This is a genomic window from Bacillus sp. GW821-FHT11D08, from assembly GCF_058808515.1.
The window spans coordinates 250,635-263,761 of sequence record NZ_JBXARS010000002.1 but is presented as its reverse complement, the minus strand read 5'-3'; the positions used below and the strand labels follow the sequence as shown (position 1 = coordinate 263,761).

At 41.7% G+C, this 13,127-nt stretch carries 17 protein-coding genes and 2 pseudogenes; 6 read left to right on the top strand and 13 right to left on the bottom strand.

Annotation, left to right across the window (positions count from 1 at the left end):
• From galE to AC1RRX_RS04985, 5 genes are all read left to right on the top strand, one after another.
• Positions 1-993 carry a UDP-glucose 4-epimerase GalE gene (galE, locus tag AC1RRX_RS05005; RefSeq protein ID WP_012117333.1) on the top strand — a complete coding sequence of 331 codons (993 nt, stop codon included), beginning with the start codon at positions 1-3 and terminating at the stop codon, positions 991-993.
• A 1-nt stretch (position 994) separates the two neighbouring features.
• Complete coding sequence (gene galT, locus AC1RRX_RS05000) at positions 995-2,494, top strand: UDP-glucose--hexose-1-phosphate uridylyltransferase (RefSeq protein WP_144464028.1); 1,500 nt, start codon at positions 995-997, stop codon at positions 2,492-2,494.
• 51 nt (positions 2,495-2,545) lie between these two features.
• Positions 2,546-3,658, top strand: coding sequence for a glycoside hydrolase family 53 protein (locus AC1RRX_RS04995; protein ID WP_144464029.1), 1,113 nt, complete (start codon positions 2,546-2,548; stop codon positions 3,656-3,658).
• 285 nt (positions 3,659-3,943) lie between these two features.
• Positions 3,944-4,417, top strand: coding sequence for a MarR family transcriptional regulator (locus AC1RRX_RS04990; RefSeq protein ID WP_007407329.1), 474 nt, complete (start codon positions 3,944-3,946; stop codon positions 4,415-4,417).
• A 142-nt stretch (positions 4,418-4,559) separates the two neighbouring features.
• Entirely contained in the window at positions 4,560-5,972 is a 1,413-nt protein-coding gene (locus AC1RRX_RS04985) for an MDR family MFS transporter (protein ID WP_020955659.1), read from the top strand.
• 99 nt (positions 5,973-6,071) lie between these two features.
• Here the strand turns inward: AC1RRX_RS04985 and AC1RRX_RS04980 are convergent, their stop codons facing one another.
• The 13 genes and pseudogenes from AC1RRX_RS04980 to AC1RRX_RS04920 form a co-directional block, all read right to left on the bottom strand.
• Positions 6,072-6,353, bottom strand: a complete 282-nt coding sequence (locus AC1RRX_RS04980; protein ID WP_007407331.1) for a putative quinol monooxygenase — start codon at positions 6,351-6,353, stop codon at positions 6,072-6,074.
• Positions 6,354-6,473: 120 nt separating this feature from the next.
• Entirely contained in the window at positions 6,474-7,394 is a 921-nt protein-coding gene (gene bla, locus AC1RRX_RS04975) for a class A beta-lactamase (protein WP_124693399.1), read from the bottom strand.
• A gap of 138 nt (positions 7,395-7,532) precedes the next feature.
• Positions 7,533-7,733, bottom strand: a pseudogene (locus tag AC1RRX_RS04970) (phage terminase small subunit); the annotation flags it as partial.
• Positions 7,734-7,925: 192 nt separating this feature from the next.
• Complete coding sequence (locus AC1RRX_RS04965) at positions 7,926-8,153, bottom strand: hypothetical protein (protein WP_042635110.1); 228 nt, start codon at positions 8,151-8,153, stop codon at positions 7,926-7,928.
• Between the two features lie 134 nt (positions 8,154-8,287).
• Entirely contained in the window at positions 8,288-8,572 is a 285-nt protein-coding gene (locus tag AC1RRX_RS04960; protein WP_042635109.1) for a YjcQ family protein, read from the bottom strand.
• Between the two features lie 21 nt (positions 8,573-8,593).
• The gene (locus AC1RRX_RS04955; RefSeq protein WP_144464030.1) at positions 8,594-9,208 is read right to left on the bottom strand and encodes a hypothetical protein; all 615 of its coding nucleotides are present in this window, start codon (positions 9,206-9,208) and stop codon (positions 8,594-8,596) included.
• A 119-nt stretch (positions 9,209-9,327) separates the two neighbouring features.
• Positions 9,328-9,462: a YjcQ family protein gene (locus AC1RRX_RS04950; RefSeq protein WP_186302952.1), complete on the bottom strand. Its 135-nt coding sequence runs from the start codon at positions 9,460-9,462 to the stop codon at positions 9,328-9,330.
• Positions 9,455-9,613 carry a hypothetical protein gene (locus AC1RRX_RS04945; RefSeq protein WP_154105040.1) on the bottom strand — a complete coding sequence of 53 codons (159 nt, stop codon included), beginning with the start codon at positions 9,611-9,613 and terminating at the stop codon, positions 9,455-9,457. Before AC1RRX_RS04945 ends, AC1RRX_RS04950 begins: the two co-directional genes overlap by 8 nt.
• An 83-nt stretch (positions 9,614-9,696) precedes the next feature.
• The gene (locus AC1RRX_RS04940; protein WP_144464032.1) at positions 9,697-10,083 is read right to left on the bottom strand and encodes a hypothetical protein; all 387 of its coding nucleotides are present in this window, start codon (positions 10,081-10,083) and stop codon (positions 9,697-9,699) included.
• A gap of 92 nt (positions 10,084-10,175) precedes the next feature.
• The gene (locus tag AC1RRX_RS04935; RefSeq protein ID WP_144464033.1) at positions 10,176-10,379 is read right to left on the bottom strand and encodes a hypothetical protein; all 204 of its coding nucleotides are present in this window, start codon (positions 10,377-10,379) and stop codon (positions 10,176-10,178) included.
• Positions 10,380-10,504: 125 nt separating this feature from the next.
• Entirely contained in the window at positions 10,505-10,699 is a 195-nt protein-coding gene (locus AC1RRX_RS04930; protein ID WP_042635106.1) for a transcriptional regulator, read from the bottom strand.
• A 125-nt stretch (positions 10,700-10,824) separates the two neighbouring features.
• A pseudogene (locus AC1RRX_RS04925) lies at positions 10,825-10,944 on the bottom strand (sigma factor-like helix-turn-helix DNA-binding protein); the annotation flags it as partial.
• Between the two features lie 64 nt (positions 10,945-11,008).
• A complete protein-coding gene (locus AC1RRX_RS04920; protein ID WP_144464034.1) occupies positions 11,009-11,371 on the bottom strand; it encodes a hypothetical protein in 363 nt (120 codons plus the stop codon).
• A 521-nt stretch (positions 11,372-11,892) separates the two neighbouring features.
• On the opposite strand from AC1RRX_RS04920, the gene AC1RRX_RS04915 reads away from it, so the two are divergent.
• A partial coding sequence (locus tag AC1RRX_RS04915) for a ribonuclease YeeF family protein (RefSeq protein WP_492870895.1) occupies positions 11,893-13,127 on the top strand: 1,235 nt, incomplete at its 3' end.

Sequence of the window (13,127 nt, the reverse complement as noted above, 5' to 3'; positions counted from 1 at the left end):
ATGGCGATTCTCGTTCTCGGCGGAGCCGGCTATATCGGTTCTCATGCGGTTGATCAATTATTAAACAAAGGATTTAAAACGATAGCTGTGGATCATCTGCAGACAGGCCACCGGAAAGCCGTTCATGAAAAAGCAGTTTTTTACCATGGAGATATCCGTGACAAACCGTTTCTTCGCTCTGTGTTTGCGAAGGAGAACGTAACAGGCGTTCTCCATTTTGCCGCTCAATCCCTTGTCGGCGAATCAATGAAAGACCCTCTTTCATATTTCAATAATAATGTGTACGGTACGCAAATTACGCTGGAGGTCATGCAGGAATTCGGAGTGAAACACATTGTGTTTTCTTCATCCGCCGCTGTATACGGCGAACCTGAAAAAGTGCCCATCACAGAAGACATGCCCGAAAAGCCGGAAAGCGCATACGGCGAATCAAAACTCATGGCAGAAAAAATGCTGAAGTGGTGTGAAACCGCCTGCGGCATAAAATATGTCTCGCTTCGGTATTTTAACGTTGCCGGCGCGAAAACGGACGGTTCCATCGGAGAAGATCATCATCCGGAAACCCACCTTATCCCTATCCTTTTACAAACCGCGCTCGGTCAGCGCGAGGAGGTTTTGATATTCGGCACTGACTATGATACAAAAGACGGCACGTGCATCCGCGATTATGTCCATGTTTCCGATTTAATCGATGCCCATATTCTCGCTCTGGAATATTTGCAAAACGGCGGAGACAGCGGCATTTTCAATTTAGGATCAAGCAGCGGGTTTTCCGTATCAGAAATGGCGGAAGCGGCCCGGCAAGTGACCGAAAGAGACATAAAAGTAAGAGCGGCCGCAAGAAGACCCGGTGATCCAAGCACCCTCATCGCTTCCAGCGATAAAGCGCGGAACATTCTGGGCTGGAATCCGAAACAAACGGACATATCGGAAATCATTGCGTCAGCATGGAATTGGCATCGGCAACATCCAAACGGATACAAGGACAAATGAAATGGAGGCGGCGGTCATTGAAGTTTTTGAATCAGTGACAGGGTTTCTGAAAGAAAGCACTGTCTTAGGCGACATAAATGAAACAGATGTGATTTATACAAGAAACAGACTTCTCGATCTGCTCGGACTGACGGATTATGCAGAACCGAAACATATCAAGAAACAAAACAGGCTCCACTATTTGGACGAAATGGTGAAAGACGCGGTAAAACGGTCAATCATAAACGATACACCGGCTGAAAGAGACATGCTGGGAAGCAGAATCATGGACGTGATCACACCGGCCCCTTCTCTGATCAATGCCGCATTCAGCAAATTGTTATCAGATTGCCCGAAAAAAGCAACAGATTACTTTTACCGACTGAGCCAAAACAACGACTATATTAAGACGCGGGCCATTCGAAAAAATATCGTGTACCGCTCACCAACACCTTTTGGGGAATTGGACATCACCATTAATTTATCAAAGCCCGAAAAAGACCCTAAAGACATCGCCGCGGTAAAAAACAGTCCGGAAAACCGGTATCCGAAATGCCTGCTTTGTATGGAAAACGAGGGGTATGCCGGAACACCGCATCACCCCGCCCGTTCAAATCACCGCATCATCAGGCTTGACTTAGCGGGAGAACAGTGGGGGTTTCAATACTCCCCTTATGCGTATTACAGCGAGCATGCCATCTTTCTATCAAGCGTGCACAAGCCGATGAACATCAGCCGCGACAGCTTCAGAAGGCTTCTGGCCATAACGGAAATCTTCCCCCACTATTTCGCGGGATCAAACGCAGACTTGCCGATCGTAGGAGGTTCCATTCTTTCTCACGATCATTATCAAGGCGGCGCCCATGAGTTTCCGATGGCAAAAGCGGGTTCCCTCTACCCTTTTCATATGCGTCATTTTCCAGACGTTCAGGCCGAAGCCGTGAAGTGGCCGGTATCAGTGATCCGCCTTCGCGCAAAAGATCCGGATTTGCTGACAGATGCCGCTGCGTATGTTTTTGAAAAGTGGCGGGAATATTCAGACGAAACCGTCAGCATCATCGCAAAGACAAATGAACCCCATAATACCGTCACTCCAATTGCCAGACGCAGGGGAACGGATTTTGAAATCGATCTCGCTCTCAGAAACAACCGCACCTCCGAAGATTATCCGGATGGCATTTTTCACCCGCATCAAGATGTGCATCACATCAAAAGAGAAAATATCGGTCTGATTGAAGTGATGGGACTCGCCGTTTTACCTCCCCGCCTGAAAGATGAGCTGGCAGAAGTGAAAAAGTATTTACTGAATGAACCTCATGACATCAAAGATATTCATCTTCCGTGGGCTGAAAACATCAAAGCGGATAAAGACGTGACATCGGAGAATGCAGCCGCTGTTTTACAAAAAGAAACCGCGAATGTATTTTTACGCGCACTGACCGATGCAGGCGTTTTTAAAATGACACCCGAAGGAATTCAGGCGTTTCAGCGTTTCACGACGTTATTGGAGAATGGCAGCTGAAACATTCAGAGTGAAATCAATCAACAATCTTTTTTATCAGGAGGTATTGCGATGTTCAAAAACCGATTGAAACGTGTATTTGTAAACGCAATCTGTCTTTCTCTCATTTTCACTGCTTTTACATTCTTTGAGAAGTCTCCTAAAGCAAAAGCGGATGCCCCGTTTGCCTATGGCGCTGATATAGGTTGGCTGAAACAAATGGAGGACGAAGGTGTGCGCTGGCTGGATGACGGCGGAAAACAGAAAGATGCCTTGCAGATTCTTAAAGATCACGGAATAAATGCCGTGAGACTGAGAGTGTTTGTGAATCCGCCAAGCAGCTATTATTGGCTGAAAGACGGCACAACATGGACCATGCTCGGCTATAGTGACAAAGCGGGCGTACTTGCAGCGGCCAAAAGGGCAAAAGCGTTAGGAATGAAGGTAATGGTTGACTTCCATTACAGTGATGTGTTCGCTGATCCCGGCCACCAGATCAAGCCGAACAAATGGACCGGCTATTCAAACAGCCAGCTGCAGGCAGCCGTGTATAACCATACGTACGATGTCATGAAAGAACTTAAAAATCACGGCATCTCCCCTGATTGGGTGCAAGTAGGAAATGAAATGAATTCAGGAATTTTACTGCCCGACGGCAGCACGAACGATTTCAGCAAATTGACCGGCTTACTGAACAAAGGCTATGACGCCGTGAAATCCGTCAGCCCGGCCACCAAGGTCATCAGCCATTTGGCACACGGCACGGACAACAGCCTATTCAGATGGTGGTTTGATCAATTCTTTAAAAACGGCGGAAAAACCGACATCATCGGCGTTTCATTCTATCCCTATTGGGAAGGTAAGCCGTACTGGGAGCTCACCAGCCATTTATCATCTAATTTGAATGACATCGCCTCACGCTACAACAAGGAAGTCATGGTGGTTGAACTGGGCGGAGATGAAAACAATCCGAAAGATTCCTACTGGACCATAAAAGACACCATAAAACTGGTGAAAGCCGTTCCGAACGGCAAAGGAACCGGCGTATTTTACTGGGAACCCGAAGCTCACTCCAGCGTTCTGTCAGACGCGTATCCATTAGGCGCAACCGCCAAAGTGTCTAAAAACGTCTTGAAATACACAACCGCAATCGACGCTTTTCATGATGCCGCAACAGGAAAATGATTGATGCGAATCTCAAGCAGGCTCATTGCGCAGCCTGCTTTTTTATAAGGCTGTAGTGTTGGCCTGTTATGAAACAGAGCAAGTAAAGAATACGGAAAGAAAAATACTCAAAAACCCACGTTTCGGTTAAAAAGCCGCTTTTTAAATAGAATACTTCTTCTGTTCCCCCTCCTTCTTATTTCTGCGCACTATCTCTCAGTTCCTAAATCATAACTTTACGATTGTTGAAAAAGAAACAAAAATTTTATAATATTGTGTAAGCACCACCGAGCAGGAGGACGGGCCATGGACAAAAAAGAACAGCTCCTCACGGATTTCAGGGACTTTTTTAACAAGATGGTGTGGCTGAATAGGCTGAAGATGGAAGAAAGCCTTAAGGGGCATAAACCTTCTGAAGTGCATTGCATCGAATTCATCGAAAAAATTGAAGACGCCAATGTGACTAAACTTGCGGAGTCCCTTTATATGACAAGAGGCGCCATAAGTAAATTAACGAAGAAGCTTATCAATAAAGGCCTTATTGAAAGCTATCAGAAGCCGCTTAACAAGAAAGAAATCTATTTCAGGCTTACTGAGCAAGGAAAAGTCATTTATAAAATTCACGAGGAATTGCACAAAGAGTTTCAAGAACGGGACAAAATCGTGTTTGAACAAGTAACCGATGAACAATTTGACACGATGCTGAACTTCGTGGAAACATACAGCAGGCATTTGGATTCAGAAATAAAGAAACTTGGTGCAGACATGAAATCGGAATAAATATGAATAAAACCATAGGCAGCCCTTCTCCATGAAAACGGGCTGCCTTTTTATATCCCTCTTATTGTTGACAAAGAAACAAAATCACTCTATTATTTTGTTGACAAGGAAACAAAGACAGCAATTTTGAGAGGAGAGTAATATGTCAACACATAAAAGAAAGGAACTTCGGGTGCCAAAAGAAGTTCTCACAGCCGCCTGGGCTATTGCACTGGGAGCAATCGCTCCAATGCTTGACTCTACGATGGTAAACATCGCCATCGACAAACTGACCAAAGACTTCAACACGACATTGGATACCATTCAGTGGTCCGTTACAGGCTATGTCTTAGCACTTGCGATTGCAGTACCCGTATCCGGCTGGCTTATGAATAAATATAACGGTAAGAAAATCTTCATCGGCTCAGTCATCGCCTTTGGTGTCATTTCTGTTTTTGCGGGGATGAGCCGTGACGTTTCCAGCTTCATCTTCTTCCGTTTGCTTCAAGGATTCAGCGCCGGTATTATGACTCCGCTTATGTCAACACTCTTGGTTAAAACGGCAGGTCCGGAAAACCTGGGAAAAGTGATGGCAATCGTCAGCACCCCTATGATCTTCGGCCCGATCTTAGGACCTGTCATCGGAGGCTTCATCGTCCAAGGCGCTTCATGGCATTGGATTTTTTACATCAACGTGTTCATCGTTTTGATTGCTGCACCGCTTATGATGAAAACCATTCCAGAATTTGAACCATTCAACAAAGATCGTAAACTCGATATTTTCGGGATTATCAATTTGTCATTAATGAGCGCGGCATTGATGTACGGTATTACAAAAGCGGCGGATCATGCATCATTTAACAATAGCGACACCATTTTATGGGTGGGCATCGGTCTTGTTTCAGCAGTCATTTATCTTGTATATAATCTGATCCAGAAAAACCAAACCGTGCTGCCTATGAATTTGTTTGCAAACAAGAGCTTCTTATCATCTTCGATCGGGTTGTTCTTAGCGAATGTTGCCATCATGGGGCCGATGTTAATACTTCCGCTGTTTTTTCAAAACATTCGTCATTTCACGGCAGCCGGAGCAGCACTCGCTTTAATCCCTCAAGGAGTCGGAATGCTCGTGACTCGTCCGCTGATCGGAAAAATGATTGATAAGATCGGTGCGAAATACGTGGTTACGGTCAGTCTTGTTCTTTCGCTGATCGGATCTATCCCGCTTATTTTTATCACCGATAACACAAGTATGATTTGGATTTCCGTCGTATTATTTATCCGCGGCACCAGTTTTGGAGGAATTATGCTCCCATTGATGAGTGACGCTTATACAGGTCTTGACAGCAAACAGCTTCCGGAAGCGGGTGTCGGTATTCATATGATTGAAAACCTCGGTTCCAGCTTTGGGTCAGCTGTGATCGCAACCGTTACCGCAACTGTCATACAAGGATTGCAGCCGACGATTTCGAACAGTTTAAAAGGCTACCATGCCGGATTCTTAGTATCCGTCATCATCCTTGCGGCCATCTTCATTCCAAGTCTGTTCCTTACCCATAAAAAGACTGCCATATAAAGAACTTTTTAAAGTAAAAAACCCTTGCACAGCAAGGGTTTTAGTGAATGAAACTGATGATTGTTGCCGGCAAAGTCAGCCAACAACAGACAAAGCCTTTTACTCATTCACATTGCTTTTCATTAACCATTCTACTTCCGTTAATTCTTGTTTTTGAACGTCTTTTGTATGTTTTTTCGTAAAATGGACTTTAACAGCTTCTTCGTTTTCCCAAATCTCCCAAAGCATGATTTTGCGTTCTGATGGTTCGAGCGGATAAGCATGGAACTGAATACAGCCTTCTTCTTTGTTCGTTTCTTCCTCAAGTTTTTTGAACTCTTTCATTATTTCATTAAGGTCTTTATCACTGATGATTTTTAAGCATGCCGTTATGTAATGCATCGAAATTCCCCCTCTTCCCATCTTTTTATGGCTTTACATTATAACATTTATCGAAAAACGAAACCGGCATACCGCATTCTCAACATATAAAAATCGTCCATAAAAAATGAACGGCAATGTTTATTTAAGAGCATTTAGAGCGACTTTTGCAGTCTCAGCGATAAGAGCATTATTATAATTGGCATCTTCCGTAAACCGGTTTGACAGGATTGCCAAAACAATTGGGGCTCTGTCAGGCGGCCAAACGATCGCAATGTCGTTTCGTGTGCCGTAGCTTCCGGCTCCGGATTTATCGCCGACTTCCCATCCTGCAGGAGCGCCTGCCCGAATCAGTTCGTCGCCGGTAGCGTTGCCCCGCATCCAATCTGTTAAAATCGTGCGCTTGTCAGCCGTGAGAGTGTTACCCAAAGCGAAAGTCTTAAGGTCAGTTGCCAGTGCTTTTGCGGTGCTTGTGTCACGACGATCCCCGGGAATCGCAGAGTTTAGATCCGTCTCGAATCGATCAGCTTTCGTTACATGATCCCCAATTTGTTTCAGTGATTTTTCAAAACCTTTGGGACCGCCAAGCTGCTGCAGCAATAGGTTCCCGGCGGTATTATCGCTGTAACGGACAGCGGCTTCTGAGATTTCTTTCAGGCTCATGCCTGTATCCAGGTGTTTTTCTGTGATTGGAGAATATGTAACTAAATCGTCTTTGCTGTAGCGGATGATGGCATTAAGTTTTTCATTTGAGCTTTTCTTCAGAACAGCAGCTGCAGCCAGAACTTTATAGGTTGATGCGTAAGCAAACCGTTCATTCGGCCGATAGGCGATTGTCTTGTTTGAACCTGTATCAATCGCATAAACCCCAAGCCTGGCATCAAATTTTTTCTCAAGCTGAACAAATTTTTGATTCAATATACAGCTTGTCATTTTTGTGTTTTCTATAGATTTCGCTTCAGCATGCGCTGAGCCGAATAAAGGATTGAAACCGGTAAAGCTTAAACATAAAAGTCCAATGCATATTCCAACTTGTATTCTCGCTTTATTTTTCACATCCAGACCTCCTCATTATAATGATTTTGTATACATCTTCTAATTAACATTACAAACAGGATGAAAGTCAATATAATTCCTGTGTGATGTTTTCCGTGACAGTTAGGAAATCAGCTGAAAATTTAATTGAAAACACCCCTGAATCTCTTCAATGGATAGTGTTTTTTCCGGCAGATATTTCGAGAAGAACCCGTGTGATACAGCGTTTGATTTCTTGCCGGAGCCGCCCCGCCGCTGTTTTTACGATTTAATGGTGTTCACTGACACCCCGTATTTCTCGGCAAGATCCTTGTATTTCATGCCTTTGACGTAATCCTTATACGCCTGTATGTGCTTTTCAGCCATCTACATCCACCGCCGCCCCCTTTTGAATTGAGTTGTTTTGGAAAAAGATATTCCCTCTAAACCGACGCCGCACTCAGACCGTTAACCGCCAATAGTTTTCCCGAGGCTTCCGGAATCGGTTTAAAGAGAACATAAAAAAGGCACCTATTTGGGTGCCCTCGCATCAGTTACTATAATTTCAAAACAACTGCCTTAACTTCTCTCTTTTGATTCTTTTAGTTTACATCTTAAAATAATCTGTAAATCAATATCTAAATTTGTCATGTACACAAACAATCTGTCTTCAACAGTATAAAAATGACCTTCGACCGAAATGATTTCACCAACTTGTGGGATTGGAGCACTAAAATTATCGTAAATCATTTCTTTATCTGTTAAAGAATCATCACTCATATTATGGATTCTTAATGCGACTTTCAATCTAACTCACCTCCCCCACCTTATTATCGGTTAAGGCGTAGGAGAAAGAAATCATTTGCAAAATTTGTCGAACGAAAGCGCCTTTCATAATAGGTGGTAACCGTAAGACGAATGCCCCTGCAGGATACTCTTGTTTATTTAATCCAATCCCTTATTTCTTTAATAGTTTTATAAGTCTTGGACCAAGCGCCATTCTCTTTTAAAAAGTTTTCACCCTTTTCAGTTAGTTCAGGACCTATTTTATATAAATGCGGACGATTATCTGAATAAAAAACACCGATTAAATATTCTTCTCGTTTTAAGAAGTTCACTGCTTCATCAAATTGATCTTCGGAAACTTCAAAGTCCATTTCTGTCAAAGGGGTGTTACCTTCATAGATCTCTTTAGCAATAGCATATCTCAATTTTTCTTTATCCAATATCTTCTCTCCCAACTATCCTTATATAAGGCTCATACTGATTGCCTTTTCATTATATATTTTTTCAATTTCTGATTCAGTTAATTCTCTACCTTTTTTTGTTTCTTCTTTAATTCTCTTCCATTCCGCTTTTAAAATAACTTGCTGAATTAATTCTATTCTAGAATAACAGCTTTGATAAAGCTCAACTTTATAAGCGTCTTGCTCAAGCAATATATCAAACATTTTTTTTATTTCATTTGATAATTCTTCTGAATAATTCTCATTCGGGTTTAACAAAAGACTTATATGATTTCCAACAGCTCTCAAATCATGGAATTTTGTTTTATAATCAAATGTTGTAACATACTTTTTTTCAACACTTTCATATATAGAATAAGAAAACTCATTAATCAATTTATTAAATTCAACAAACTTATCCCTTAAACGATTGACCCATTGTATTCTTTGAGCACTTATAGTTTCAATTAATGTTGTCCTTCTAGAACTACGATATGAAATATATGCTGAGATACCTGTTCCTAATAAGGCAATTATAGCAGCAACAATTGAGACTTTTAATGTTAGCTCAGTATTTTTTGATGCTGCTTCAGCTGCTATTTTTGCCGCTTCGATATATTGATTACTATTAGTCAAATTAATCATCTCCTTCCGCCTTATTATCGACGAAAGATAATGATAAAGTAACCATTTGCAAAATTTGTCGAACGAAAGCAACTTTCATAAAATAAGTACCCCCAAGGGATGCCATGGTGTTATTTAATCCAATCTCTTAATTCTTTAATTGTATTGTATGTTATAGCCCAATCATTATTTTGTTCAAGATATTCCATACCCTCAAAAGTAACTTTCACATGATTTAGTAGTGTCGTTTTTACAGGATTACCCATCTCTAATGACAGTTGCATTTTCAATTAAATTTTTGCTTTGCATCATTTCTACAACTTCACCAAAAAACTGAAGATCAACATTAGCGTATCTTGGTTCATTGCCTTTGTCTATTTCCTTTAAAATACTATAAACTAGTTTTCTGCGATCCATTTCCTCACCCCCTCCTTATTATCAGTTACAGTTTAAGTTAATGGGACCATTCGCAGAATTTGTTGGACGAAGACAAATGAGTATCACTTTTTGTTTCTTTTTTTTCGGTTCTTTTTTGTTTGTTTTTCTTTTTTTATATCTTCTGTTTGTCCGTTTTTCTTTTCTTCAGTTTCTGATTTCTCTTCGATTATTTCTTCCAATAGCATCTTATAACAACGTAATTTTGATGAAAATTCGGTTCTTTTTTTAGTGATCCGATGCCAAATTTCCATTATTATGAAATACAGAATAACAGCACAAAAAACAGCCACAGAACTTAAGTATAATCCCCCATCTATAATCATTTGAAGCAGTTCTGAAGGCTTGATTGTTTTCTTTTCATCTATGTCTAATGCTATCTTTGAAAATGAATTAGCTGTTGCAGCGTAAAAAGCAATTAAACTTGTAATAATACTAACCGTACTTGTCATTACCGCTGTATTTATAGCGAAAGGAATTGGAGTTAAGTTGGAAGTATCGTTAGAAACTTCTAGACTACCATCTAATTTTTTAATTAGTTTATTTAGCTGATTTTCTTTAAGCTTTTCTTGCTTAAGCTTTTTTTGAAATCTTCTTCATGCTTGATTGTAGATCCTTTTTTATATGGTGTACCAAAGTACTCAAGATATTTTGTTACTTCTGTAATCTCATCAAAGGGTATCTTCTCAACTTCATTTTTCTTTCGTTTGTATACCCTTCTCCAGAAACCCACAAAAAAACCCTTCATTTTTCACACCTCTTTTTTATACCAGTGGCTTATAATTTAGTTCTCTTTAATTAAAAAGCTCTTTAAGGTATCGTAGAACATAAAACGTACCCTTTTATCTACGAGAGCTCATTTGTTACTATTTTTTAAAAATTCTGAACACCTTCTTTTATAAAAAGCCTGTCCCTTGGCATTTCTTTCATCGGCTCTAATTCCCCTCTTTTAACTAACTGGTTTAGGTATTGACGAGTGAAGCCCAATAATTCAATTGCTTCGCTTGTATTAACGGTTTCCTCATTTAAGAACCGTTTAATTGCATCGCGTTCTTTAAGATTGTACATTAACATCATCCTCTTTGAATTCCCTGAATTGCAACAATAAACAATACCATTATACCTATAAAAATAACAGTATTTAAAGATTTTTTTGAAAACTCTTCTTATATTTCAATAAATAAACAACCTATTCATGCTAAACAGAATAGGCTGTGATCTGCTCTATTTTTCATTTTCAGGCGGGAACGTTCAATGTTCTTCTGCACAGTTCCTTTTTTAATCCCCAATAACTGCGCGATCTCTTCTGCAGACGGCGCAACGGCCTCCGCTATAATACAACGGATAAATGATTGACTTGAGTAGTTTTTTTCATTGTCATTGCTTCCCCTGCTTTTTAAATTCTGCGATTTCCTTAGGGGTAGCCTTCCGGACTCCGTCTGCGTCTGTCCTGTTTGCCACTTGAGCGCCTTCCATGTTTTTTATCTCGCTGACGACTCCCAAATGCTCTAAATACACATGATCACCAATCTTGAAACGATTCAGTTTGGCCCGCTCCTCTGTCATGCTCCTGTATTCAGTCGCGGCTTTCATTTTTAATTCAGCCAGACACATTTGACAAAGGGTTACTGTTACAGAATTGCCGTTAAAATCAGTAAACGAAACCGATCTGACAGATTCCTTTTCCGGGTGCATCGTGCATGTTTTCTTCATAGGCGATGGCCGTGTAAATTCAATCATTCCGCTTCCTCCTCAAAAAAGTCGCTTCGTCCCTCTGACGTAACAGCAGATGAATGGGAAGTTCCATACCCCCGCATTCAAACCGTCACAATTACATGGAGATTGCCTTTCCTTCGCCGTCTGACGGATTTTCATACATCCTTCATAGCTGTAAGCCTATATTCCTTTATATTCCCAATGCTTGCCGCACTTCCCTGTTAGGATGAAATTTCTAAAGGCTGTTGACCAGTTACCGCATGTTGGTTCCATGCGAAAAGCCGTTTGGGTCGCCGTATCCAATCCATACGGGTGAATTTCAGCCCTCTAATATGTGTGTATGCTTTGTAAAGGAGGTGCGTCACATGATGTTCTAACAACCGATTCAACCTAAAGCTAACTCTTCCCCAATTCCCGATCATAAAATAAGTAAATTTACCCAGAACAAATTAATCATTTTGCACTTTCAAAATACTTATTTGTCTTTTTCTTCATTCCTCCATGATAAAAACTTGTTGAAACATTTCGAATGAAAGGATATGGTCATGAAAGTTTTCGAAGCAAACAGCCTGCTGGCCGCTGCCAAACAGCGTGCGAGTGAATACAAAAAACTGCGCGGCCAGATGGTCAATCTAAAAAAAGCGTTTCAAGGCATGGCTGATCTTGGTGACGGCGATTTCTCAGGCCGGGGCGCTGACAACATCAAAGCTTTTTTCAAAGACCACGCCGGCGTCACAGACAGCTGGCTTGATCTGATCGACATGAAAATCGCATTTCTCACAAGCCTTCCCGGTAAGGTCGAAGATGCCGGACTTTCCAATTCGCATGTAGAGGAATCATTTCTAGAGCACGAGCTCACCCATGCCCTCAGTAAATCAAAGGCGATTATGGAAGAGCAGAAAAAGGACATGCGCTCCATCCTCGGAGAGATCGAAGACATTATCTCGCTCGATCTGTTTTCAACCGAAAGCACAGATCAGGAGCTTTCTTCAGCTGACAAAAAAAGAAGCGAAACGATACATAAACTCGGCAAGCTCGATCACGATCTAATGAAAGAATACGCAGAAACCGAAGCGAACGAACAGTTCATCCAAGCTGACTTCCAGCAGCTTCAAAACGCCACGGGCAAAGGTAAAAGCGCCACGCCGCTTCACTACAACGCCAAAGCGTATCGTGAAAGCGACATCCATAAGAAAAAAGGCGATATCGCAAGACTTTCAGATGCTTATTTGACGATTAAAAAGGAAGAAGCGAAAGAGCGTGAAATCAAGGATCTGAAGAAAAAGCTGGCCGATGGTGTCACCGATCCGGATGAGTATTTGGAAATCGCGAAAAAGATCGGCTATGAAAACCTTGAACCCGCTCAGGTGCAATATGTGATGCAGCTTGAACAAGCAAAACAGCTCGAAGAAGTCGGAGAAACGGCTTGGGATATCGTCAAAGGAATAGGCGTCGGCCTTTATGATGTCGGGAAAGACACCATAACAGGCGTCAAAGATCTGGCTGTCGGCGCATGGGATTTTTACCTTCTCTCTGATGAACAAAAAGTCGCTAAAACCATATCAGCTGTATTGAACACACCCTCCTACGCAAAAATCATATGGACAAACCTGGCGGATTCGTGGAATGATAAAATGGTTAACGGGGATGCGTATTCAAGATCACATTACATCACCTACGCCATCGGGAGCATTGTCGGGCTCAAAGGTTCCGGCTCAGCTGTAAAAGTATCAAGCAAGCTCGCCAAAACAGGTGCCGCCAAAGTGGATAACGTCTTGGA

Bases quoted from the DNA above. Each gene is read 5' to 3' on its own strand.
- galE (WP_012117333.1), top strand. From the start codon at position 1: ATGGCGATTCTCGTTCTCGGCGGAGCCGGCTATATCGGTTCTCATGCG.
- galT (WP_144464028.1), top strand. From the start codon at position 995: ATGGAGGCGGCGGTCATTGAAGTTTTTGAATCAGTGACAGGGTTTCTG.
- AC1RRX_RS04995 (WP_144464029.1), top strand. From the start codon at position 2,546: ATGTTCAAAAACCGATTGAAACGTGTATTTGTAAACGCAATCTGTCTT.
- AC1RRX_RS04990 (WP_007407329.1), top strand. From the start codon at position 3,944: ATGGACAAAAAAGAACAGCTCCTCACGGATTTCAGGGACTTTTTTAAC.
- AC1RRX_RS04985 (WP_020955659.1), top strand. From the start codon at position 4,560: ATGTCAACACATAAAAGAAAGGAACTTCGGGTGCCAAAAGAAGTTCTC.
- AC1RRX_RS04980 (WP_007407331.1), bottom strand. From the start codon at position 6,353: ATGCATTACATAACGGCATGCTTAAAAATCATCAGTGATAAAGACCTT.
- AC1RRX_RS04950 (WP_186302952.1), bottom strand. From the start codon at position 9,462: ATGGGTAATCCTGTAAAAACGACACTACTAAATCATGTGAAAGTTACT.
- AC1RRX_RS04945 (WP_154105040.1), bottom strand. From the start codon at position 9,613: ATGGATCGCAGAAAACTAGTTTATAGTATTTTAAAGGAAATAGACAAA.
- AC1RRX_RS04940 (WP_144464032.1), bottom strand. From the start codon at position 10,083: ATGACAAGTACGGTTAGTATTATTACAAGTTTAATTGCTTTTTACGCT.
- AC1RRX_RS04935 (WP_144464033.1), bottom strand. From the start codon at position 10,379: ATGAAGGGTTTTTTTGTGGGTTTCTGGAGAAGGGTATACAAACGAAAG.
- AC1RRX_RS04930 (WP_042635106.1), bottom strand. From the start codon at position 10,699: ATGTACAATCTTAAAGAACGCGATGCAATTAAACGGTTCTTAAATGAG.
- AC1RRX_RS04920 (WP_144464034.1), bottom strand. From the start codon at position 11,371: ATGATTGAATTTACACGGCCATCGCCTATGAAGAAAACATGCACGATG.